Raw genomic sequence first — 22,743 nt, forward strand, 5'->3', positions numbered from 1 at the left:
TTGTGAATCAAAAACGTGTAGACCCGTCAAAGAGAGGGATTCTATTTAACTCGAAGATACATGCCAGGATAATAGGCCCAGTTTCCACCATTTAACTCTTCTAATTGCTCAACAGTTAATCCGTGTCGTGCAGCAAAGTCACGCCCGAGTTCATTTTTTCCTAATTGGTCATAAACTGCCTGTTCTCCAGATTGTTCGGAATTTTGAGGTTCTTCACTAGGTGCTTGCGTAGTTTCAGCTTGTTGTTGTGGTTCAGAAGGTTGAACATCTGCTTGTTGCCCTTGATTGTTTCTCTCAATTAATTGTTCCATCGTAATATTACCTAGATAACTATAAACTTGTCCACCAGCTGACAAAGTACCATCTATATTTTTGACTAATGTTCCTGGAGTATTATTTAAAACATATGACATTATTTGATTGCCATTTTCATCAATGCTAAAGCTCAAATTTTGGAGCGGAGCATTTGATTGAGTAGTGCTAGTCAATGTTCCGTCAGCATTTATAAAGAATAAATTATCACTTTGAGGGATACCCCAGCCTCCGACAAAATCATTAAGGCCTACTTGAGGTGTCTGTTCTTCAATAGTAGATGAATTTACAACACTAGATGTTGTTAACGTAGAACTTTGACTCTTTTCTTTCGTGTCACTTGATGATTCTTTAGCGCTTGATGAAATACTAGTAGATGAACTACTAACGTTTGCTTCTTTTTTTGTGTTATTCGAACAAGCAGATAGTAATAATAATGATAAACCTAGTAAAACAATTTTTTTCATTTCTCAATCACTCCTATTTTTTGTTATAATATTTTTATAAGCAAATCTCGAGATGAGGTTTTAAGTCCGTGTTGTCGCACGGGCTTTTTTATTTTTTGTTAGTATCATCATCAGAGTATAATCCAAGTTCTTCAAAAATATCTTGCCAAAATGGCTTACTCCCGTATTTATCTATATATGCTTTTTGTAATGCAATTTTAGAAGCTTCTTCTGCACGTTTTTGTTCTTCTGCAATTTTAGCGTTAATCTTATAATTTATTGCGTGGTAAATATTGATATTTTGATTACGTATTTTGAATACATAGTTTAAAGCTAAATGCTGTGGCAGATGTAATATATGTTCAAAATAGTTTAAAAGACGATTGTGCATAGCTGGTTCGCTCATTTTAGTAGCTCTACACATGTCTTTAAATCTATATTTTTTCTCAAGCATATATTCTAATCGCTCTGTTGGACAGAAAAGAATAGATGCAATATTGTTCGCTTCGTTTTCAAATGGTATTAGTTCAGGAGAATAATGACCTTCTACCTGCTCATTGGCTAATGAAACAAAAACTTGCTTTTTTTTACCATCAAGGATATGAAAATAGAAATGACACAACTCGTGTAAGATAGTAAATATAACTCGTTGAAGCACACGATCTTGATTAATCATTATTAATGTTCTTTTTCCGCTTGGAATTGTGATGCCTGAAATTCTATTGACAATGCCGATAGGCAAAAATTGAAAATCTGCATTAAAGACTAAATCTTTGTATCTTATCCATGATAAGTCACTTTGAGTTGAAGGCCATTCATTATCTAATGAAAAGATCTCAGTAGGGTCAGCTTCAAAAAAAGCAAAGTGTATATTAAATTGTGATTGAAAAAAAGAAATTATATTTTTATAAGTTAATTCCTTAATTTCAATGTTTTGAAAACGAGCTATATTTGAAAGTAATATATTTGCTTTTTTTACATAATCTAAATATTCATCTGTCGTTACGTGTTGATATTCATATTTCGTCATAGCAGTTACCCAATTAATCTTTCCACTTAGTGTCATCATTCAACAATCCCTTAGCGATTTTCATCATGCCTTTAAGAGAACTATTGAATTTTTTCTTTTCTTCTTCTGTCATGTCTTCACTTTCCATTCGAAACGCAGCTAAAAGTTCATTTTCCTCTTTGTCTTTAACCTGATCTTTCTCTGCAGAAACAGAAAAATTGGGATTTTCTGTCCGGCCCAACAAATAATCAATAGATACATCGAAATAATCAGCTACTTTTTTCAATTTGTCAGAACCAGGGGTATTCTTACGCCATCTGTTAATTACCCCATTCCCAAATCCTAATGTTTCTTCTAATTGTCTTATTGACATTTTCTTTTCGCTAGCAAGTAATTTTATTTTTTCGTATAAATCCACTTGTATCAACCTTTCTAGGAATACAAAGAAAAATGTATACAAAAAATCTACAAAAGTGTTGACAATGTAGAAAATATGTATATAATTATCCTTGTAAGTTAATTGGATAGAAAAAAAGCAAACTAAAAACACACCTTACAGCATTAAGTTTGGCGACCGAGTGCAAAATAAAGGCTTTGTTATTGGCTTATTAACTATGTCCTGATTGTAGAATATTTGTATACATAAGTCAATAGTTTTTACAAAAATTCTATCCAGTTTTCTTTCAAAAAACGGAAAGGAGATAAAACATGAGCAATATTAATAGTGGTCGTGAAGCTATTAGATCATTTATGGAAAAGAACAATATTTCAGAAAGAGATCTTGCAACTGCTTATGGTAAGTCAAGAACATGGATTCAGCGTGTTTTGAGTGGAAAAGATAAGGGACCAGCGGTAAATGCTTTTATTTTAGAAGTAATTAGAGATCACAAAATTAGATAGGAGGAATGAAAATGGATACACAAATATTTGAAAATAATCTATTTCAATTAGAAGTCAAAACTGAAAAAGGTGAATCGTTGTTTGATGTTGAGACAGTAGCAAGAAGTTTAGGATTCACAGAAGTGAAGAATGGTAAGGAATATGTTCGATGGAGAACTATCAACGGATACCTAAAAAAATATCTTTCGCAAGAAGTTGCGAAAACCGATTTTATCAGCGAACCAATGGTTTATAAATTAGCATTCAAAGCAAACAATGCTTTAGCTGAAAAATTTCAAGATTGGTTAGCAACTGAAGTGTTACCACAAATTCGCAAGTATGGAATGTATGCAAAAGATGAATTGCTAGATAATCCTGACTTATTACTAGATGTGGTTACTAAGTATAAAGAAGAACGAACTTTACGTTTAATGGCTGAACAGAGAGTAAATGAATTACAACCTAAAGCAACTTACTATGATTTAGTGATTCAAAATAAAACGTTGTTATCTGTAACTAAGATAGCAAAGGACTATGGAATATCTGCACGTAAGTTAAATAGTTTATTGCATGAATTTGGAATTCAGTTTAAACAAGGTGACATGTGGTTTTTGTATCAGAACTATGCAGATAAGGGCTATACCCAAAGTTTCACACATGTAATTGATGATGAAAACAGTCGTATGAGTACGAAATGGACTCAAAAAGGAAGATTATTTATTTATGAAATTATGAAACAAAATGGATGGTTGCCATTAATTGAACAAAATTAGATAGGAGGTACATTCATGTCTCAAACACAATACTTAGAAGCTAAAATTCCAGTACCTTCAGATTACGTTATTATCTCTAAAGTTGAATATGAAGAATTAAAAAAAGCTGATGAGACAGGAAACTGGATGACGTTGAAAGAAGTATTAGACAGGGTAAATCGTGGATATGAATGGTTTACCAGTAATGTATTGAAAAATCCCAGATATAGAAAAATATTAGACGTAGATAAAAATAAAGATGGCTTTGTTTATTATCCAGGGGACGGTCGCGATACTTATCTTTTTCAGAGAAGAAAAATGCTTGAATTTTTAGATGAAAATTTTGCAGATATTTTAAAGAAAGGAAGTAATTAAAAATGAACAATTTAGTAATAATGAAAGACCAACAAGCGGTCACAAGTAGTTTACAAGTTGCAGAAGTATTTGAAAAACAACATAAGCATGTTTTGGAAGCTATTGACGAATTGAAACAAGGGGTAGCCGAAAATTCGGCACACCTATTTTACGAAGATTCCTACATTCATCCACAAAACAAACAATCATATCGCCAAGTAATTATGAACCGTGACGGATTCACACTACTAGCAATGGGATTCACAGGTCAAAAGGCATTGCAGTTCAAACTGAAATATATTGAGGCTTTTAATCAAATGGAAAAAGAAATTCAACAGCCTAAACTTCCAACCTCGCAAAGAGAATTGGCGATGCTTGCTTTATCAGCAAATGAAGAAACAAATGAGCGTGTAGATGTAATTGAAAAAGAAGTAGCCGACTTAAAAGACAATCAAAAAATCGGTGCAGATGATTATGGCTACTTATCACGCCGAGTTCATCAACGAGTAGCAGAAGTTGCAAGAGGATTTGGGAAAATCACAAAAGAACAGCGTGGCAAGCTTTACAAAGATATTAATTCAGGTATTAAGCAAATCACAGGCGTGGGTACTCGATCACAATTAAGAGAAAAACATTATCCAATCGTAATTGAATATATCAATGACTGGGAGCCGTCTACAGCCACAAAAACAGTTGTAAGACAAATGAGTTTAGACTTAAACGACATAGCATAGGGAGAATATTATGGCTTATACAACTGAACAAGAAAGCTGGATACTCAACCAAATCAAAAAAGAGCGTAAACAGCTACAAGATGATAGAGCAGCGCTTAGACAATCAGAACAACTGACCGAAGGGAAAGCATATCAAATTGAAAAAGAACTTGAATTTTTAAGATACTTAGAGATTCAAAATAGAATGCATATTTAAGGAGAAATGAAATGAGAAAAATTTATAACTTAAGAAGAATTGCAGTACTACTAATCGTATTCGGATTGGGACTGATAGTAGGCGGAAATTTTAATCCGATTATCCAAAATATATATATCGGCTTATTCATCATTTGGACACTGTTTTATGATCTGGCACTTGAAGATAGAGAGGTTAAGAAATGACAAGAAAAGACAAATTAGAACAAACGAAAAAACTTGCTGATTTATGGTATCAGCAACAGAAAAATAAAATATACATTGCCCAACAAAAAGAGCGCAGAGGTGTCGCATGACGACAAAAAAGCGACTTAAGCCGGCAAGCAATAAGTCGCATACAAAAATTATACAAGAAAAATTATATCACAGAAACGAGGTCTTGTTAAATGGCTGAACAACTAAATGTTTATCAAAGATTAGCAGAAGTAAGAAAAAAAGTATCTTATTTAAAAAAAGAGCAATCAGGAAGTCAATTTAATTATGTTGGATCAAGTGATGTCCTAGGAGCTTTACATTCAAAAATTAATGAAATGGGATTGTTATTACAACCAGCAATTACAGGCCATAAAGTTAAGGACCAGATAGAGATTATAAATCAATACAATAAGTACACAAAACAAACAGAACAGAAACAAAGAATAACATATTTTACTGAACTTGAGATGACTATGCGCTGGATTAATATTGATAATCCAGAAGATTTTTTGGAATCAAAGTGGTATGCACAAGGTGTTGATATTGCTGGTGAGAAGGGTGTAGGTAAAGCATTAACTTATGCAGAAAAATATTTTTTATTGAAATTTTTTAATATTGCAACAGATAAAGATGATCCTGATTCATTTCAAAAGAAGCTTGATGCTAAAGAACCAATAAATATGGTTAATGGTAAACAAATATCAGAGATGAACGATTTAATAAGAAAAGTAGCGGAACTAAGCTCAAGCGATATGCAAGTTGTTAGAAATGGATTGTTGCAACATGTTGGTGCACAAACATTAGACAGTATGACAGATAAACAGTATCCAGAAGCAATGAGACAGTTAAATAAGTGGAAAAGTAACTATGAAATAGAGATCAATAAAAACAATACAAATGATCAAGTAAAAAATATTAACTGGGGGCAAAGGTAATGACAAATGAATTAACAACAAATGTACAGTTTAAAGTAGATTTTAAAGCCAGTGAAATAACAATTCAGAACGAATCGCAACTAAAAGAAATGGTTGATAAAGCAGTAAATCATTACTCAAGTATGATTTTTACAGATGCGAATATTCCAGAAGCCAAGCAAGCAAAAGCGGATTTAAATAAAGTGGCGACACTTTTAGATAATGAGCGCAAAGCAATAAAAAACGAGTATAACAAACCCTTGAAATCGTTTGAAGACAAAATTAAAACTTATGTTGGACAAATTAAGCTAGTAAGTGATGGCATCAACGAAAGTATCCAATTATATGAAGAAACAGAACGTTCTAAGAGGCTTGAAAAAATCAAAGATACTATTAAAGAAATGTCAGAAAACTATAGTGTTGAGTTAGAAGAAGTAGGTATTAGAAATAACTGGTTAAATAAGAGTTCTTTTACTGCAAAAGGAGAAATAAATAAAAAAACTTTAGAAGAAATTGCTGCCGATATGACAATGATTTTTAAAGAAAAAGAGCGAGTTATAGGAGAAAAAGCGATTATAGAAAATTATGTAAAGGCACTAGGATTAGAGCCTTACTCGTGGTTAAGCCAAATTGATAACGGAAAAACAGCTGCAGAATTGATGGTTGAGATTGATGCTGCACTAGCAAAGAAAAAAGCCGCTGAAGAAAGGGCTATAGAACAACAGAAAGCACATGAAGAATATGAAGCAGCAATGCGAGAATTAAATGAAACAGTCGTAGAAGATAAAGTAATTGACAAAAATACAGGAGAAATAGTCAGTGAACTATCACCAAAAGCGGAAGTAAAAGATACAAATAAAAATACAGTAACATTACGACTTTCAGGTTCGCACAGTCAATTGACAGCACTTAATGAGTTCATAGTTGATAGTGGCATTATGGTGGAAGTGATTGAGTGATTGGAAAAATCATAAACCACAAAGGAAATAAATTGGTCATCGAATTTGAGGATGAAATAAATTCAAATTTTCTCGAACTTCTGGCTAATAACGATGATAATTTAGCGAAAGTTGAATTCTTAGATAATCGACGGATGTCTCAAAAACAGAATGCACTTTCTCACGTTCTAATAGCCGATGTAGCACGTTGGAGCTATGACGAACCTAAATGGATTGAAAGTGTCTTGAAATATTACTACGAGGCTAAGAGTGGTGTTTATTTTGAACATAGTAGAGCTACCAAGAATGAAGCGACTGAGTGGATCGGTTTCTTGATTGAGTTTATTTTGAAAAACGATATACCACTGGAAAAAAGATACCAATACTTGCTTGAAAACAACAAATGGTTTTATTACTGTCTGAAATATCGTAAGTGCTGTATTTGCGGTAAGCATGCTGACGTTTGCCATATTGAAGTTGTTGGTATGGGGCGTAATCGTAAAAAGATTAATCATGAGACATTCACATTTTATGCAGGATGTCGTCAGCACCATCAAGAGGAGCACCAAATAGGTACTAAGAACTTTTTGAATAAGTATCAAATTAAACCAGTCAAATTAAACATCGAAGAGCGTAAAAAGTTAAACATAGGAGGATAGAACGGTGGCTGAAAGAAGAATGTTTGCAAAGACCATCATTGATAGCGATGCATTTTTAGACATGCCGCTGTCAACTCAATCTCTTTATTTTCATTTGTCAATGCGAGCGGATGATGATGGATTTATTAATAATCCTAAGAAAATCCAACGAATGGTTGGATGTGGAGATGATGATTTAAAGCTATTAATGGCCAAAAGATTTATTTTAGTTTTTGATAGCGGAGTTATTGTTATCAAGCATTGGAAAATTCATAACTATATCCGAAATGATCGATACAAACCAACTCTATATCAAGAAGAAAAGGCTGAATTAGCTGAGAAAAATAGTAAGGCATATACCTTTAAAACCGAGGTTATAGAGAGTGAAAACCATCTTGGTATACCAGATGACAACCGTATGGGATACCAAATGGATACACAGGTTAGGTTAGGTAAGGATAGGTTAGTTAAGGATAAAAAAAAGAATAGTGTTGAGCCGAGCTCAACTATGCCTGAATTATTCGAAAAAGTTTGGAAAACTTATCCAAAGAAAACCAACAAGAAAAAAGCTAGAGAACAATTTTTAAAGAAGTTCAAGACGGAAGAAGATTTAGAGCCGTTTAAAAAAGGATATAAGGACTATCTTGCGTATATTAAATTAAACGATTGGTATCACCCGCAAGAATTGTTTCGTTGGATACGTGATGATCGTTACAACGATGAATATGATCTGTCTCAAACAAATAAGCAGCCTGCGTATTCTAAGGCGCCAGTGAGACAAGAGCAGTTACCAAATTGGACTGGAATGCAAGAAGATGTGCCTTTATCAGCTGAAGAATTAGCTGAATTAGAACGACAAAAACAAGAATTATTAGGAGAGTGACAATATGATAAACCAAGTTGTGTTAGTTGGACGTTTAACGAAAGATATAGATTTACGCTACACCGCTAGTGGTTCAGCTGTTGCGACCTTTACACTTGCTGTGAACCGTAACTTTACAAACCAAAACGGCGAACGAGAAGCGGATTTTATCAACTGTGTAATTTGGCGTAAGCCTGCTGAAACAATGGCTAATTATGCTCGCAAAGGAACATTATTAGGAGTTGTTGGAAGAATTCAAACTCGTAATTATGACAACCAACAAGGCCAACGTGTCTATGTGACTGAAGTTGTTTGCGAAAGTTTCCAATTATTAGAGTCAAAAAGCACCAATGAGAATAGAAATAGCATTCAGAGTTCGCAGAATAGCGTTACAGGCGTTCAAAATAATTTCGAGAGTAATTATGCCAAAAATCAAAACAAAGGCTTAAATCAGCAAAATAACAGCCAACAAATGTCGTTTGGTGGAGATGTAGATCCGTTCGCAGGTGCAGGTAATTCAATCGACATTAGCGATGATGATCTGCCTTTTTAGGAGGTTAAAAAATGAACAGTGTAATTTTTGAAGATATAGCACGTATTCAAGCTGAAAAAAAGCAAAAGCGAAAAGAAATGCTTAAGTTAATGAATGAAAACCCAGATTGGTATAAACATCCAAAAAGCATGGTCTATCGTCAAATTAAAATGCTTGGTAATGATATTGGTGAGCAAACAATGGATAAATCTAAACCAATCAATTCAATTGATAAAGACAAGTTCACCATTCAAGAATATTTGTATTTGCAATGGATTGGTTATTCAGTGAATGCAATCATAGAAGCGTTAGGAATGCCTAGAAGCAAATTTTGGGAATATAAAGCTGAACATTTAAATTAGATTTATGAAATGAAAGTGAGTGTTCATTTTGCTGGAGATATATTACACGCCAACATCCGCTATTATTGCGGATGCACTGGCTAAAACATATGAAGTCGTTTCTTTAGAAACAGCTAGAAATATTGCCAAGAAATTTAAGGCTAGTTTAAAGCAGAAAACGGACCTTTATGTAATTGAAAGTATTTTGATTGATGCTGGTTATAAAAAAGAGCCAGTGAATTTATAGAAGGGAGTGGAGGTTTGGTCGACCACAAAGAATTCTTTACTCCTTTGAAATTATGGAAATTATAGCGAAGAGTTATTTTTCAGGTGCTGGTGGAATGGATTTAGGTATGCTGCAGGCAGGAATAAACGTTGTGGAATCTTTTGAAATAGATAAAAAATGTTGTGCGACTTTAAGAAAAAATTTTAATCACAAAGTTAATGAATGCGATATATCAAAAATTACAGTTTTGGATCAGCAAGATGCAGATGTATATATAGGCACGTTTCCTTGTACAAAATATTCAAGCATTGCTGACATCAGTGGTACTAGAATCGGCGATGACTTATTTTTACATTTTTTTAGGCATGTTGCATTAGCCCAGCCAGAAATATATGTTGTAGAAAATGTGCCAGGGATGAAAAAATTTCAAGTAGTAATGGAATGCTTAACAAAACTACCCGATTACTATATTCGAGTTGAATGCCCTGTGAATGCTAATTTTTGGCTCCCGCAAGAGCGGAAAAGATTAATTGTTATAGGTAGCAAGCGGCCTTTTCCCAAATTGGATTATCCAGGACAAATAACAAACTTAAGACTAAAAGATATTTTAGAAAAAAATCCTAACGTATCAGTTCCCGACTATGTTAGCAGTAGGTTAAATGGAAAGTATAGAGATAAACCCATAATTACTAACTTAGACGGAATAGCACCGACAGCGGTTGCGCACTATGCCAAAGATAAAAGTACCCGTTTAGTTGATGATGGATTAAGAATAAGACCATACTCTTTACTTGAATGGCAGAGACTTCAAGGGTTTCCTGACTGGTTCTCTTTTGAAGGGACCGATAATGATGGGATGAGAATGGTTGGAAATGCAGTAGCCGTCCCAATGGCGGAATGGATTGGAAAACATATAGTAGAATACTTTAATTAATAGAAAGGAGCGGAGATTTGCGGCCGCGATTAAAAAGCTTTTTGCTCCTTTGGAAGTATGAAACTAAACAAAATATATAACGAAGATTGCTTAAAAGGAATGAAACGAATACCAGATAAGAGCATAGACATGATTCTATGCGATCTGCCCTATGGAACAACGAGAAATAAGTGGGACAGTATTATTCCTTTAGACAAACTTTGGGAGCAATATAATCGCATAATTAAAGACAATGGAGCAATCGTTTTAACGGCACAAACACCATTTGACAAAGTCTTAGGTATCTCAAATATAGCAAATTTAAGGTATGAATGGATTTGGGAAAAAACAACTGCTACTGGCCATCTAAATGCTAAAAAGATGCCTATGAAAGCTCATGAGAACATACTGGTTTTTTATAAAAAACTACCAACGTATAATCCGCAGAAAACGATAGGCCATACGCCTGTTAATAGCTATACAAAATATCAAGACGATGGCAGCAATTATGGAAAGACAAAAGTTGGAGTATCTGGTGGTGGTTCTACAGAAAGATATCCAAGAAGCGTTATCAGATTCTCTACGGATAAGCAAAAATTAGCATTGCACCCAACGCAAAAGCCCGTTGCGTTGTTTGAGTATCTGATTCAGACATATACGAATGAAGGTGACATTGTGCTTGATAATTGCATTGGTTCAGGTACAACTGCAGTTGCTGCAATTAATACTAATCGTCAGTTCATTGGTTTTGAGAAAGAAAAAGAATATTTTGATGTTGCCATTGAGAGAATTAAGAAAGCGAGTGAAGAAGATGATTCCAAGATTTAGAGCGTGGAAAATTGAGGGTGAGTACTCAAGGATGCTTACCACAAATCAAGCTGTTATGACTGCAATTAAAAATTGCTACGATGGCGTAGGCGTTGCTGAAGGAACGACAGGTTATCATTATACGGATACAACGCTTAAACCACAAAAATACATTCTCATGCAATCAACAGGATTTAAAGATGATAACGGAGTTGAAATTTTTGAAGGAGACGTGGTCAACATTCATTGGTTTTATACGGATTATGATCCTGAAACTCTCGGAGCTATTGAAAACGAAGCAACAGCAGAAAAAGTAGTGATAACAAAAGAATTCGGAAATCTTGGATTCTGGTGGAATAGCGGTGATGATTGGGTTGATTTGGCAACGTTGGCACTTACTGTCCAATTGCATGAAGAATCATTCGAGCTTTTAGGCAATGTCCACGAGAATCCAGAATTATTGGAGGGGAATTAAATGCATGAACTAATAAAAGAAATTGAACGTCAATTAGAAATGGATCGCATTGAAGAAGGAAATATGTCAGCAGAAGATGTTTTATACATCGTAAAAGGTTTTAAAAGACCATATCTAAACGAAAATCAGCAGATTGTGCTTGATTGGTTGAAAAATGACATGCTAGACGATTCCGATTTTTACAACACAATATATAATTCTAGGTTCTTATATGTTAATGGAGAGCCGCACCGAAAAGAAAATATAGCATTCATGAAATTGAAAAACAAAGAGTTAGCGCAAGTTATCCAAGCATTTAGCCAGTGGGCTATTGAACAGGAGGAAGAGTGATGTTTATTGAACTTACAGCGATGGATGGGAACGTTGAGTTTGTAAATGCCAACCACATCAAGTGTATTTGTAAATCTAACATGCCGGGGGGAGGATCAATTATCGAATGGACGCATGCTCCAGCTTGGAATAATAATCCTACGGACTATAACTCCTACTACAAAGAAACTCCGAAAGAAGTATTTAATAAAATATATTATGTATGTCATGAAGAAGGACGTTAGCTAATTCCGCAATCGTCAGCGATAACAAACAGGAGGGGACAAAATGAGCAAGTATATCATCACAGCTGATAAAGAAAACCAAGGATGGCTAGAGGCTTTCAATTCTTGGGCAGGCCACTCGTATCAAATGAATCAAGAAGTGAACGAGGAACATATTGATCGTCTGGAAATTAACGTTGAGAGATTTAACCATGAAATTGCATGTGGTCCAGCTATTAGATTGGAGGAAGTGGAATGAAAGTAATTGATAAAAACAAAAATAAAGCAGTGGAAGTGGACAGTGTGTCAAATAATGGTGAAATCTACCATGTGTATGATGAAGGGAATCAATATCGGTTATTCAAGGATGAGGTTCAAGTGATAAACCAAGATACATGCATTCACGAATATGAAGTATATGCTTATCCTACTGGATCTAATCCCACTGACATAGAAATGGCAGGACACTGTAAAAAATGCGGTTATGATACACATGAACAGTTTTAGGAGGAACAGCGATGAATAAACTTAATATTCAAGAAATAAAAACAAGAATAGAACAAACGTTTCCTGAATTGGTTTTAGGATGGTCAAGTGATACTGGCATCCCAAGTATTTATTCAAAACGACTTTGTCGTGTAATAGCCTATACGTATCATGGAAAATGGATATTGAAATCTGAAATAAGTGAATATTCCAATCATATTGCAGCTATTATCAATTTGTTGGAACAATGGGATGGGAAAAAGGAGAATTAGCGATGAATAACCAAAAATTGATTAAGAAATGGGAAAGTAAGGAAGGTGTTCCGTCATATGAAATAAGCGCCTTTCCAGTTAATCCATCTTTAAATGAAATGTATATTGCAGGTTATGGCGTTGCACGAAAAGAAATCCTAGACGATTTAAAACAACTAGACGAACCGAAAAAAGTCGTGGTGCCGAAGTTTGTTGCGGAATGGATTGAGTTATATAAAAAAGAAAATAAAACTACTTTGTGGCATGTGATGAATAAGATTATAAATGAAAAGTTTTTAAACCATCAAAACATTGTAATTTGGTTTGAAAATGATAGTAACAAACATATTCTGGAACAAGCTTGGGTAAACGGCTACGAAGTCGAGAAAGAGCAATTGTATTATGTTTTTGACACGACAACAAAACAATATTTAGGTGTAGATAAAGTTTTAAACAAAGCATTCTGGTTATCGTCTCAGAACAGCGGAGCAAGAACACCGCTAACAGAACAAGAAATCAAAGCAATTGATGAACGTTACTGGCCGTTTGCTGTGAAAGTGGGGAATAAATAAATGAAAATTATTGCTAAAGGTCGAGGAACTGGAAAAACAACAGAGCTAGTTAAAGAATCAGCGAGAACAGGTCAGTATATTTTAGCAGCGAATAAAGCTCATGTTCAAGCCATTGAACAAATTGCCAAAAAAGTAGGCGTTACTATTCCATATCCTGTTACGGTGGATGAAATTGTAAGAATGGATCGCTTTACATGTGGCAGTTCCATTCAACGAAATGGATTGCTGGTTGATGAAGCAATTATGGTTTTAAGTAAACTAATTGGCTTAAAAATCACTGGTGCGACTATATCTCTTGAAGGAGAACAACAATGTTAAGTTATCCAGAAGTTTATATTTTAGGCCGTCAAGTCGAGGGCGTTTATGTTGAATACATGAGAAGAACCTTTTACACATTATCAGATGCTAAACGTAATGCAGATTTTTATAACAAACACTATAATGGCGAATGGAAAATTTTAAAATACGGTAGACCGATAACGATTGAGGTGCAGAAATGAAATCGCTAAGTGAAAAAGCAGAAGATTTTTTACAAGATAAGTACAGAAAAACATACTCATACTCATTGGAAAAAATTGGTTACGATATCAGAAACGCAATTCATCAACAAAAAGAATTAATTGAGCCTAGATACATGGACACGCTAGACATAGAAACATATACAGCAGAATTAATCGCAACAATGGACTATCTGCATGATAGACAACTTAAATTAATTTTAGGAGATGATGATTAGTTGCGGACGTCAACATTTAACTATATCAAAGATATTTTAGGAGACTATTATAAAACCGATGACTATATTCGGCAACGCGAAGAAGAATTACGTTATCCATTTAGAGAAAGTGATTTGAACAGTGGCATTAAAGGATCACACGGAAATAATGAAGCTGCTGCCAATTTACTTATTACGATTGAACAAGACAGGCGGCTAGCAAGCTTAGAACGGAATAAACGCATTATTGACAAAGTGCTTAGTGAATCGTGCGAAGATACCATCACTATCATTCAAGAACTTCATTTTAAAAAACGGCCTAGATTCACTATGCAAGGATTAATTGATCAAGGGAAAATATTTTGTAGTAGAAGAAAGGCCTTCGAATTACAAAGAATATTTTTTGAAGAAATCGCAAAAGAATTAAATTTAGATATATAATTTGCACTATTTGTGCACTATCGAGGTTATTTCACATGGTAAATTAGTAGTGTGAGAAGTGTAAGGAAATCAAAAATAAATATTATCTCGTTGCTAACACTGATCACACTATCACTCGCAAACTGATACGTTCTCTTATTAGAGGGGAGGTGAAGAGCCTTCTCTTTTTTTCTATAGGTTTGCGAGTGCTGCTATTATAAAAACTAAACCTTTGGTATACTTAAATAAAAAAATATCAGGGGTGTTTTAGATGGAATGGTGGCAATTGTGGATTCCTTTTGGTGGAACTATAGCGGGAATTTTTGCAAATGTATATATTAATTATAGACAGACAAAGAAAAATGAAGAACTTCAAAAAGAAATAACTCAAAAACAAATTGACGCTAATTTAAAAGCAAAGGCAAGAATAGAATGGATTAGCGGCGTGAGAGAAAAGTCATCTGAACTTATGTCATTGTTACTCTCATTGCAGAAAGAAGAAATTTCATTTCATGAACAATGGTTAAAAGTGGAAGAGACATCTGAATTATTAAAGCTTTTCTTTAGTTCAAAGACGATTGAAGATATAGAAAAAGATATCCATGTCCAAGAGGATAATATTTTTGTGTCTGAAAAAGCCGAGGAAATTCTTTATAACGAATGTAACAACAACGGTAAGAATATATTTGTTAGAAGATATATTGAATGTTTAATAGAATTGTACGAAAATGATAAATATAAATCCAAGGCAAAATATAGAAAAACAATTGCTAAAATTTTGAATAGAGATTTGTTTAATCAGACATCGTTGTACTTTGAAGGTGTAGATAAAATGGTAGAAGTAAAAAATAGTCCAGAAAAAACAGGAAAAGACTATCTGAATGAAGAAAAAATATTCGAATATGAGAGATTAAAAACTAGTATACCTTATAATCAAAATAGGTTAGAAAAGGTAGATCAAGAGCTACAAAAATATAGAGAAGTAATTAGTGAGTTTTCAAAAATTATTTCTTATTATTTAAAAATAGAATGGGATAAAGCGAAAAAGGGACAATAAGAATGATAATAGATCACTCACTGAGTGGTCTATTTTTGTACATAAGATTACACAGGGGGTGAGGTCATGGCAAAGTACACAGAGTGGATTTCTGAAGAAGGATTAATAAAAATAGGTGGGTGGGCTAAAGACGGCCTCACCGATGAACAGATAGCGCAAAATATTGGAATTAGTCGTTCTACGTTAAATGAATGGAAAAAACGATTTCCGGACATTAAGGACACCATAAAAAGAGGTAAAGAAGTTGTAGATCGCCAAGTGGAAAATGCACTGTTTAAAAGTGCAATAGGTTACGAATACACCGAAATTACTAAAGAAAGAATGGCAGATAACGGACAAAAGAAACGACATAATGGCGAATCATCTTTGACAGAAGAAGAGTGGGAAACAGCACTTGCTTATTTTAATTACCGTTGTGCATATTGTGGTGATTCAGATGAGATGACTAAGGACCATCTAGATCCATTAAAAAATGGCGGCGAGTTAACTTTTTCAAACGTAGTTCCTGCATGTCGTTCTTGCAACTCAAGTAAAAAGGATCATCAATGGCTGTCGTGGTATCAAAATCAATACTTTTACGATAAATATAAAGCAAATAAAATCACTGATTATATATCATTCGTGCTAAGCCTTCCGAAAAAAGAAGAAAACACAGAGCTAGTTGTTACAAAAGAAGTAACAAAACAGGTGGCTCCTAATCCAACATCTGCTATTTTCTGGTTAAAAAATAGAAAACCAGATGTATGGAGAGATAAGAAACAAACGGAAGTTTCAGGATCCATGCAGTTAAATAATCCATTTAAAAATCTTACAGAAGAAGAATTAAGAAAGCTTGCTGAAAGTGATGAATAAGATTGTTTTGGGTGCGAAGTTAGAATTATCCCGTCGTTATTTTTGGGAATATTGCAAGTTAACGGCATCTGACTTTTATAAGCAAGACAGAGAGTACTTAAAAGAGTTATGTGATGACTTGCAAGAATTCATTTATGATAGCGATGATGACGTTCTAGTTATCAACGAACCGCCGAGACACGGGAAATCGAGAACTGCTAGTAAATTCGTAGAATGGTTGTTAGGGAATGACACGAGAAAAAAAATAATGACGGGATCATATAACGAAACGCTATCTACAACATTTTCTAAAAGCGTAAGGAATACTATTCAAGAAATAAAAGCTGATGAAAACAGAGTTGTATTTTCAGATGTATTCCCTGGTGTAGAGATAAAGTCTGGTGATGGGGCCATGAACTTGTGGAGTTTGACTGGCGGATATAATAATTATCTGGCAACGTCACCAACTGGCACAGCTACAGGGTTTGGTGCAGACATTATTATCATTGATGATTTAATCAAAAATGCTGAAGAAGCAAATAACGCTATGATGTTAGAGAAACACTGGGAGTGGTTTGTTAATACGATGCTATCTCGTTTAGAAACAGGCGGCAAAATCATCATCATTATGACCAGATGGAATTCTAATGATTTAGCAGGTAAAGCATTAAAAGAATTACCGCAATCAGGTTATAAAGTAAAACATATTAGCATGAAAGCGTACGATGAAGAAACGGATACAATGCTTTGTGAGTCTGTGCTTTCCAAGGAAGAATATTTCCGCAAAAAGAAAACAATGGGTGCAGACATTGCTTCAGCTAACTACCAACAAGAACCAATTGATTTAAAAGGACGACTGTATCAAAAGTTTTCAACTTATGAAACGCGTTCAAATTATATCAAAATATGGAATTATACAGATACGGCAGATAAAGGTGCTGACAACTTGTGTTCAATTGTTTTTGGTGAGACAGAAGACCATAAAGCAGAAGTATTGGATGTTCTGTTTACAAAAGAACCAATGGAACAAACGGAAACAGCGCATGCAGAACAAATTAAAAATAATCAGGTGAACCATGCCCGCATTGAGTCTAACTCTGGTGGGCGTGGTTTTTCTCGTAATTCAGAAAGAATCGTTAAAGAACGAGGATATCGTGGAGCTTATTACGAGCCATTTCATCAATCGGCAAACAAACAATCGCGTATCCTTTCTAATGCGGCACTTGTTGAAAATAACGTGTTTTTCCCTTCTGATTGGAAAATAAGATGGCCAGATTTTTATGAAGCTATGACGACCTACCAAAGAGAGGGAAAAAATAAACATGATGATGCACCAGATGCAGTTACAGGAATTGTAGAAACGTTAGCAAATGATAATAAAGTTCAATTTATTCAATTTTAGGAGGCGGAATGATTGTTTCAAAGTGATTTAACATTGAGTCGATATAAAAGATTACGAACGAAATATTCTACGCAAATAAACGAAGAGCTGTTTGATCCAAATGACTTCATAACAGAGATGAAGCCATTTTTTGATGACAGAGAGCGTAAATACAAAGCTTATACAAGTGAAGAAAATGAGATTGATAGCAGACCTAAACCAAACACGAAAATTATAAAAGTGAATAATAAACTTCACGCTGGCTTATACAACACCATTGTTGATCAAGCAGCTGATCATTTCACAGGTATCCCAGTTAAATGGGATTATGATATTACAGAACAAAGAAAGTCCTTAATTCAAAAAACAAAGGATTTATTTTTAGGTAACGTCAGCGCGAAAATTAAAACGCCTAAAGAATTCGATAGACTAGCAGAATTAGTTAAAGAAATGCGATTCGCAATGTTGGATTCGGACACGGCACGATATCAAGGCGCTTGTGGGGTGGCTTTTCGTTTGTTAGAACCCGTTAAAACTGAGGGCGAGTGGCAATTGTGGGCATGTAATGTTGAGCCGTGGAGAGCCGAAAAATATGAGAATGCAGATATTTTCATTCGAGAGAAATATGACACACACCAAAAGAAATTTTTCGAAGAAATGAAAGTTGTTACTAAGAAAAAAATCTTAACGTATGACAGATACGTGGAAACGAATTTAATGAATGCGGCTGAAACATTTAAATTGACAGCAGAAACTGATAACCCTTTAGAAACGTTCTACCTATCAGAATTTAAAAACAACACAAACCGTTATTGTGATTTTGAAGTAGCAGAGGAACTTTCTGATGCATTTGATAGAAGCCTGTCAGACCAGCAAAACGAGTTAGAGCAATTTAAATTAGCGTATATGATGATTAGCGGGTCTCGTTTAGGTGAAGAAGAAGCACAGAGGATGATGGAACAGCTAGGTATCATTAATTTGCCAGATCCACAAGCAAAGGTTGGCTATGTAACGAAAGATATTAACAAAGATTTCAACGAGTATCATCTTAATCAGTTGAAAAAGCTTTACTACACAGTCACTAAGTCAATCGACTTCAACGATGAAGTATTTAAATCCAATAGCTCTGGTGAAGCTCGCAAGTGGCAAATAATAGCACTAGAAGCCAAAACAAACACGAAAGAACAGTACTTCAAAGAAGGATTAAAAGAAGTTGCAGAGACGATGGCAGCTTTTATAAAATTTAACGATAAATTAGAAGTAGATGTTTCTAAAATTGTGTTTACATTTAGTCGTAGTTTACCAACCGATATTGGATATCTTGCTGAGGCGTTGCCTAAATTAGCACCTTATGTATCAAAACGTACTATCATTAATCAAATTCCATTCGTTAAAGATCCAGATTACGAGGCGGACATGATGAATTTAGAACAAGGGCAAAACTATCCAAGCGGGGAATACGGCAAGCTAGGCGGTGCGGATAATGACGAAGAAGAAAATAACGGCTAGTGAACGTTATTGGGAAAAACGCCGAGAATTAGAAGACAAAGCACGTTTGAAACTAGAGAAGAAAACTCTTAGTGAGCTAGAATCTGTTTTTGAACGTGCTTTAGTTAAAATTCAACGACAGCTATTGTCACAAGCGGATTTACATGACATCACACAAAGTGAAATGCTAGAAGACTTTAGCAAACGAGACCAAGAAAAGTACCGCAAGTATATCGAAAAAAACTATAAAAAGTTGATGGAATCAGATGAAGCTTATAAGCAATTCATTGATGAATATTTTCCGTCCTATGACTATGCGAAAGTTAATCGTTTGTTACAATTACGAGCAGATATCTTTTCAACGCTAGCTGATGAAGCAATCGCAAGCGACGTTAACGGTAAATTTAATAACGACTTAGAAAACATTACAAAACGAATCTACAATTCTAATTCTAATGCGTTGATGCAATTATTAGGCGGCTCTGCTTCTGGTTTATCAAAAAAAGAGCTGGAAAACATTCTGAATTATCCATGGAGCGGCAAAACTTTTTCATCTCGCTTGTGGGGCAATATTTCAAGTTTAGAGCAACGTCTAAGTAATTCTATTATTAATTCTTTAGCAAGCGGCGAAGGTGTTTTAGAAGCTCTTAGAACGATGAAAAACGATGGTGTTATTAGCGGTATGTTTAAATTGGAACAAGGAAAGTTTAATCGATCGATTGAAAATCTTGTTAGAACGGAATATTCACATTTTGCTGTAGAGGGTGTAAGAAAATCGCTAAAGGATGTAAGTGTTAAGCAAACACAAAGCTGGTCAGCAGAAGATGAGCGTGTTTGCTCTATTTGTGGTGGACGTCACGGAAAAGAGATTAAAGACGATTGGCATCCACCTTATCATGGACGTTGTCGTTGTACTGAAATACCAATTATCCCTGAAATTAGTGATGATATAGATAAATTGTATGAAGAAATGTTCGGTGATTTATTGGATGAATTCGCTAATAATAATTGGGGAATAAAATTAAATAGGAGAGGACGATAGCAATGAAAGGATTATTCGAAGCAGTATTAAATCTAGAAGTTACGAATGGTACAGAAAAAGCCTATAAAAAAGCTTTTGAACAAGAAAACGAACGATACTTAACCAAACACACTTTGAGAGACGGCAACGGTAATGTCATCAAAGATGAGCTTAAATCAGTTTGGGGCGGTAATTATTGTCACGTCGATATTTTGTATTCTTTACCAGGTAAAAAAAGTAAATTAACTATTTCGATTGTGTCTAGGACTGTGCAAAATGTAAAAGATGCTGTCATTGATTATCAAATGTTAGGTGCTGAATTGGTTCACAAGAATTGGGAGTGATTAGATGAATAACGGTTTTGATACAACAGAAAACGATGTTTCCATAGTTATTTATTTTAATGATGCTAAGACAGCGTTATTTCAAAGAGTAACTAATTTTAAAGTTGAAGAAGATAGTTATGGTAAAACAATGGTTATTTTTGACTATTTAGGGCAATCTACTCAGACTGCAAGACATGCAGTATTTAATTTAGGAAATATAGCAGGCTATGCGAGGTCGATTGATTAAATGGATGAAGATGAATTAGACGAGTTGTGGGAATTAGAAGATTTAGAAATCTTATGAGGTGATTAAATGGATCCCTATGATTATTTAGATAGTGATTATGAAGAATTTTTGAGGAAGGAGGATAAAAAGATGGATTCACAAAAATTTATTTTGATGCATACAAAAAATGGGAAAACAAGGCAATTAAAGTCTAGCGAAAGTTAGGCTTTTTCTTTTGTCCGAAATGACACTAAACTAGCGCAATGCTGGGCTTAATTGAATGGTGGGGCGCAATAAATAAATCTAAAGCAATGCGGGGCGTGCAAACGAATCGTGGGGCGAAAGGAGAAACAAAATGAAAACAAAAAAATTATTACCAATGAATTTGCAGATGTTTGCTGATGGTGGGGGAAATGAACCAGAGTTCACTATTGATGATTTTAAAGCATTTGTCGAGTCGAATGAAGATGCACAGAAATTCATTCAATCTCAATCACAAAGTGCTGCAGATAAGCAGTTGGAAGCGTGGAAACAGAACAATCTAGACAAGTTAAAACAGGAAGCTGTGAAGCAATATGAAGAAGCTAAAAAGAATAAAACACCAGAACAGCTAGAACTTGAGAAATTAAAAGCTGAGTTTGAAGCAGAGAAAGCTAAGAGCCGTTCGAATGAAAATAAAGCTTTTGTAGCTGAACAAATTGCAGGATTAGAGCTTGATAAAGAGTTGAAAGATTCAGTTTCCCAGTTCATGTTGAACACTTTAGTTAGTTCAGATACAGAATTCACACAGAAAGCTGTAGAAGCGTTCACAGGCGTTTTAGGAACAATCAACGAGAAGCATGCAGAAGCCATCAAAAACATGGAAATGGGTAAAGCTTTTGGTAATAAGCAGCAACAAACTAATGCGGCTAATGGTAATCAGTCAACGCAACCGATTGAAAATCCTAAAGAAGCATTAGGGCAAAAATTACAAGCATTCAATTAGGAGGAATTTATAAATGAAAAAAACTACACTTAATAACCTTGAATATTTAGACATTTCACAAGAAATCAATGCGTTACAACGTCCGTCAACACCTTTTTTAAGCTGGCTATTAGGAGCTGGTAAAACTAGTCCAGCAACTTCTACGGAGATCAAATGGCGTGAATCAGAACTTGATGGAGAAGATTCATCTGCACAATTAGAAGGCGGAGAATACAAAGATGCAGATTCAGGGCGTAAATGGTTCAATAATTACACTGAAATTTTCCGTAAATCTACTTCTGTTTCAGGTACATTAGATGCTATCAATGTAAATGGGGTAGGTAGTGAATTAGCTAATCAAGTATCTCAACGTGCATTAGAAATGAAGTTAGATTTGAACAAAAAGCTATTAATTGGTGTAAAAGCTAATGAAAATGGTACTAAAGGTCGTCAAATGGCTGGTGTAATTAACTTAATTAACTCTGATAACTTAGTTAAAACGTCTGCAGCTGATGCAGTAACACGTAAAGATGTAGATAAAATGTTTAAAACTATGTTTGACAAAGGTTATGCAGGCGAAAAGCTATGTCTAGTTTCGACTGATATGGTTGATTTAATGACCGATGAAGTTGATAAATCAGGTACTAAAGTGTTTAATTTTGGAGATCAAGTCGCTTTTGGATTGCAACTAGGGAAAATTGTTTCAAATTATGGATCGGGTACAGCTTTAATTGAGCCGTCATTACCAAGTGGAACAATGATTGCTTTAGATACAAACTATGTGGAGCTACGTCCGTTGCGCGAATGGCGCGCAGAGGAATTGGCTAAAACAACTGATTCAAAACGTATTGGTTTAGTTGGTGAGTACACGATTGAATACAACGCTTCGAATTCAGGGGCAATCTTAAACCTTGCAACTGCAGCACCAGGTGAATAATTAAAAAGTAAAG

At 34.6% G+C, this 22,743-nt stretch carries 38 protein-coding genes and 3 pseudogenes; 38 read left to right on the forward strand and 3 right to left on the reverse strand.

Going from position 1 to position 22,743, the window contains the following annotated elements; translation table 11 throughout:
- Positions 1-41 precede the first annotated feature (41 nt).
- From IGM04_RS03780 to IGM04_RS03790, 3 genes are all read right to left on the reverse strand, one after another.
- Positions 42-779, reverse strand: coding sequence for a DUF4950 domain-containing protein (locus IGM04_RS03780; RefSeq protein ID WP_086317720.1), 738 nt, complete (start codon positions 777-779; stop codon positions 42-44).
- Between the two features lie 88 nt (positions 780-867).
- Positions 868-1,827 (reverse strand): ImmA/IrrE family metallo-endopeptidase, encoded by a 960-nt coding sequence (locus IGM04_RS03785; protein WP_010712200.1) that lies wholly within the window; start codon positions 1,825-1,827, stop codon positions 868-870.
- Complete coding sequence (locus IGM04_RS03790; protein ID WP_010712201.1) at positions 1,802-2,185, reverse strand: helix-turn-helix domain-containing protein; 384 nt, start codon at positions 2,183-2,185, stop codon at positions 1,802-1,804. Before IGM04_RS03790 ends, IGM04_RS03785 begins: the two co-directional genes overlap by 26 nt.
- Positions 2,186-2,475: 290 nt before the next feature.
- Here IGM04_RS03790 and IGM04_RS03795 point away from each other — a divergent pair, with 290 nt between their 5' ends.
- The 38 genes and pseudogenes from IGM04_RS03795 (at position 2,476) to IGM04_RS03980 (ending at position 22,730) form a co-directional block, all read left to right on the forward strand.
- The gene (locus tag IGM04_RS03795; protein WP_010712202.1) at positions 2,476-2,667 is read left to right on the forward strand and encodes a hypothetical protein; all 192 of its coding nucleotides are present in this window, start codon (positions 2,476-2,478) and stop codon (positions 2,665-2,667) included.
- Between the two features lie 11 nt (positions 2,668-2,678).
- Entirely contained in the window at positions 2,679-3,419 is a 741-nt protein-coding gene (locus IGM04_RS03800) for a phage antirepressor KilAC domain-containing protein (protein ID WP_086317721.1), read from the forward strand.
- Between the two features lie 15 nt (positions 3,420-3,434).
- Positions 3,435-3,773: a DUF771 domain-containing protein gene (locus IGM04_RS03805; RefSeq protein WP_010716883.1), complete on the forward strand. Its 339-nt coding sequence runs from the start codon at positions 3,435-3,437 to the stop codon at positions 3,771-3,773.
- Positions 3,774-3,775: 2 nt separating this feature from the next.
- On the forward strand, positions 3,776-4,486 hold the full coding sequence (locus IGM04_RS03810) for a Rha family transcriptional regulator (RefSeq protein WP_086317722.1): 711 nt from the start codon (positions 3,776-3,778) through the stop codon (positions 4,484-4,486).
- 10 nt (positions 4,487-4,496) lie between these two features.
- Positions 4,497-4,682, forward strand: coding sequence for a hypothetical protein (locus tag IGM04_RS03815; protein WP_002364665.1), 186 nt, complete (start codon positions 4,497-4,499; stop codon positions 4,680-4,682).
- Positions 4,683-4,693: 11 nt separating this feature from the next.
- Positions 4,694-4,867 carry a hypothetical protein gene (locus IGM04_RS03820; RefSeq protein WP_002395693.1) on the forward strand — a complete coding sequence of 58 codons (174 nt, stop codon included), beginning with the start codon at positions 4,694-4,696 and terminating at the stop codon, positions 4,865-4,867.
- 200 nt (positions 4,868-5,067) lie between these two features.
- The gene (locus IGM04_RS03825; protein WP_086317723.1) at positions 5,068-5,811 is read left to right on the forward strand and encodes an ERF family protein; all 744 of its coding nucleotides are present in this window, start codon (positions 5,068-5,070) and stop codon (positions 5,809-5,811) included.
- Positions 5,811-6,749, forward strand: coding sequence for a DUF1351 domain-containing protein (locus IGM04_RS03830; RefSeq protein WP_086317724.1), 939 nt, complete (start codon positions 5,811-5,813; stop codon positions 6,747-6,749). The genes IGM04_RS03825 and IGM04_RS03830 overlap by 1 nt, the downstream gene beginning before the upstream one ends.
- On the forward strand, positions 6,746-7,387 hold the full coding sequence (locus tag IGM04_RS03835) for a putative HNHc nuclease (RefSeq protein WP_086317725.1): 642 nt from the start codon (positions 6,746-6,748) through the stop codon (positions 7,385-7,387). Before IGM04_RS03830 ends, IGM04_RS03835 begins: the two co-directional genes overlap by 4 nt.
- A gap of 19 nt (positions 7,388-7,406) precedes the next feature.
- Entirely contained in the window at positions 7,407-8,249 is an 843-nt protein-coding gene (locus IGM04_RS03840) for a DNA replication protein (protein ID WP_086317763.1), read from the forward strand.
- Positions 8,250-8,253: 4 nt separating this feature from the next.
- A complete protein-coding gene (gene ssb, locus IGM04_RS03845; protein WP_086317726.1) occupies positions 8,254-8,781 on the forward strand; it encodes a single-stranded DNA-binding protein in 528 nt (175 codons plus the stop codon).
- An 11-nt stretch (positions 8,782-8,792) separates the two neighbouring features.
- Complete coding sequence (locus IGM04_RS03850; RefSeq protein ID WP_086317727.1) at positions 8,793-9,122, forward strand: hypothetical protein; 330 nt, start codon at positions 8,793-8,795, stop codon at positions 9,120-9,122.
- Positions 9,123-9,141: 19 nt separating this feature from the next.
- Positions 9,142-9,348 (forward strand): hypothetical protein, encoded by a 207-nt coding sequence (locus tag IGM04_RS03855; RefSeq protein ID WP_002395813.1) that lies wholly within the window; start codon positions 9,142-9,144, stop codon positions 9,346-9,348.
- Positions 9,349-9,400: 52 nt separating this feature from the next.
- On the forward strand, positions 9,401-10,261 hold the full coding sequence (locus IGM04_RS03860; protein WP_025192285.1) for a DNA cytosine methyltransferase: 861 nt from the start codon (positions 9,401-9,403) through the stop codon (positions 10,259-10,261).
- Between the two features lie 57 nt (positions 10,262-10,318).
- Positions 10,319-11,068: a DNA-methyltransferase gene (locus IGM04_RS03865; RefSeq protein ID WP_179189102.1), complete on the forward strand. Its 750-nt coding sequence runs from the start codon at positions 10,319-10,321 to the stop codon at positions 11,066-11,068.
- A gap of 31 nt (positions 11,069-11,099) precedes the next feature.
- The gene (locus IGM04_RS03870; protein ID WP_256924896.1) at positions 11,100-11,522 is read left to right on the forward strand and encodes a YopX family protein; all 423 of its coding nucleotides are present in this window, start codon (positions 11,100-11,102) and stop codon (positions 11,520-11,522) included.
- Positions 11,523-11,852, forward strand: coding sequence for a hypothetical protein (locus IGM04_RS03875; RefSeq protein WP_179189103.1), 330 nt, complete (start codon positions 11,523-11,525; stop codon positions 11,850-11,852).
- Positions 11,852-12,076 carry a hypothetical protein gene (locus IGM04_RS03880; protein ID WP_086317729.1) on the forward strand — a complete coding sequence of 75 codons (225 nt, stop codon included), beginning with the start codon at positions 11,852-11,854 and terminating at the stop codon, positions 12,074-12,076. The genes IGM04_RS03875 and IGM04_RS03880 overlap by 1 nt, the downstream gene beginning before the upstream one ends.
- Before the next feature lie 43 nt (positions 12,077-12,119).
- On the forward strand, positions 12,120-12,314 hold the full coding sequence (locus IGM04_RS03885) for a hypothetical protein (protein WP_086317730.1): 195 nt from the start codon (positions 12,120-12,122) through the stop codon (positions 12,312-12,314).
- Positions 12,311-12,562 (forward strand): hypothetical protein, encoded by a 252-nt coding sequence (locus tag IGM04_RS03890; protein WP_086317731.1) that lies wholly within the window; start codon positions 12,311-12,313, stop codon positions 12,560-12,562. Before IGM04_RS03885 ends, IGM04_RS03890 begins: the two co-directional genes overlap by 4 nt.
- An 11-nt stretch (positions 12,563-12,573) precedes the next feature.
- Entirely contained in the window at positions 12,574-12,813 is a 240-nt protein-coding gene (locus tag IGM04_RS03895) for a hypothetical protein (protein WP_086317732.1), read from the forward strand.
- Between the two features lie 2 nt (positions 12,814-12,815).
- A complete protein-coding gene (locus IGM04_RS03900) occupies positions 12,816-13,364 on the forward strand; it encodes a DUF1642 domain-containing protein (RefSeq protein ID WP_086317733.1) in 549 nt (182 codons plus the stop codon).
- Entirely contained in the window at positions 13,365-13,682 is a 318-nt protein-coding gene (locus IGM04_RS03905; RefSeq protein WP_086317734.1) for a replicase, read from the forward strand.
- Positions 13,676-13,864, forward strand: a complete 189-nt coding sequence (locus IGM04_RS03910) for a hypothetical protein (protein ID WP_086317735.1) — start codon at positions 13,676-13,678, stop codon at positions 13,862-13,864. Before IGM04_RS03905 ends, IGM04_RS03910 begins: the two co-directional genes overlap by 7 nt.
- Positions 13,861-14,100 carry a hypothetical protein gene (locus IGM04_RS03915; protein WP_086317736.1) on the forward strand — a complete coding sequence of 80 codons (240 nt, stop codon included), beginning with the start codon at positions 13,861-13,863 and terminating at the stop codon, positions 14,098-14,100. Before IGM04_RS03910 ends, IGM04_RS03915 begins: the two co-directional genes overlap by 4 nt.
- Positions 14,101-14,520, forward strand: a complete 420-nt coding sequence (locus tag IGM04_RS03920) for a transcriptional regulator (RefSeq protein WP_002404562.1) — start codon at positions 14,101-14,103, stop codon at positions 14,518-14,520.
- A 250-nt stretch (positions 14,521-14,770) separates the two neighbouring features.
- Positions 14,771-15,556, forward strand: coding sequence for a hypothetical protein (locus tag IGM04_RS03925; protein ID WP_256924897.1), 786 nt, complete (start codon positions 14,771-14,773; stop codon positions 15,554-15,556).
- Positions 15,557-15,622: 66 nt separating this feature from the next.
- A pseudogene (locus IGM04_RS03930) lies at positions 15,623-15,898 on the forward strand (helix-turn-helix domain-containing protein); the annotation flags it as partial.
- A pseudogene (locus IGM04_RS03935) lies at positions 15,878-16,087 on the forward strand (HNH endonuclease); the annotation flags it as partial. The pseudogenes IGM04_RS03930 and IGM04_RS03935, both read left to right, overlap by 21 nt.
- Before the next feature lie 111 nt (positions 16,088-16,198).
- Positions 16,199-16,408 (forward strand): annotated as a pseudogene (locus IGM04_RS03940) (HNH endonuclease); the annotation flags it as partial.
- Entirely contained in the window at positions 16,401-17,789 is a 1,389-nt protein-coding gene (gene terL, locus IGM04_RS03945) for a phage terminase large subunit (RefSeq protein ID WP_179189104.1), read from the forward strand. The pseudogene IGM04_RS03940 and the gene terL, both read left to right, overlap by 8 nt.
- Positions 17,790-17,801: 12 nt before the next feature.
- Entirely contained in the window at positions 17,802-19,277 is a 1,476-nt protein-coding gene (locus IGM04_RS03950) for a phage portal protein (RefSeq protein ID WP_086317739.1), read from the forward strand.
- The gene (locus tag IGM04_RS03955; RefSeq protein ID WP_086317740.1) at positions 19,252-20,298 is read left to right on the forward strand and encodes a phage head morphogenesis protein; all 1,047 of its coding nucleotides are present in this window, start codon (positions 19,252-19,254) and stop codon (positions 20,296-20,298) included. The genes IGM04_RS03950 and IGM04_RS03955 overlap by 26 nt, the downstream gene beginning before the upstream one ends.
- Before the next feature lie 2 nt (positions 20,299-20,300).
- Positions 20,301-20,621, forward strand: a complete 321-nt coding sequence (locus IGM04_RS03960; RefSeq protein WP_086317741.1) for a hypothetical protein — start codon at positions 20,301-20,303, stop codon at positions 20,619-20,621.
- 4 nt (positions 20,622-20,625) lie between these two features.
- Positions 20,626-20,850: a hypothetical protein gene (locus IGM04_RS03965; protein ID WP_002407276.1), complete on the forward strand. Its 225-nt coding sequence runs from the start codon at positions 20,626-20,628 to the stop codon at positions 20,848-20,850.
- 66 nt (positions 20,851-20,916) lie between these two features.
- Positions 20,917-21,054, forward strand: coding sequence for a hypothetical protein (locus IGM04_RS03970; protein ID WP_179189081.1), 138 nt, complete (start codon positions 20,917-20,919; stop codon positions 21,052-21,054).
- Between the two features lie 130 nt (positions 21,055-21,184).
- Positions 21,185-21,814 (forward strand): capsid assembly scaffolding protein Gp46 family protein, encoded by a 630-nt coding sequence (locus tag IGM04_RS03975; RefSeq protein WP_064687111.1) that lies wholly within the window; start codon positions 21,185-21,187, stop codon positions 21,812-21,814.
- A 13-nt stretch (positions 21,815-21,827) separates the two neighbouring features.
- Complete coding sequence (locus tag IGM04_RS03980) at positions 21,828-22,730, forward strand: SU10 major capsid protein (RefSeq protein WP_016634610.1); 903 nt, start codon at positions 21,828-21,830, stop codon at positions 22,728-22,730.
- Positions 22,731-22,743: the final 13 nt, after the last annotated feature.

Origin of the sequence: Enterococcus sp. DIV2385 (assembly GCF_051711925.1) — a bacterium.
Lineage (GTDB): Bacteria > Bacillota > Bacilli > Lactobacillales > Enterococcaceae > Enterococcus > Enterococcus faecalis.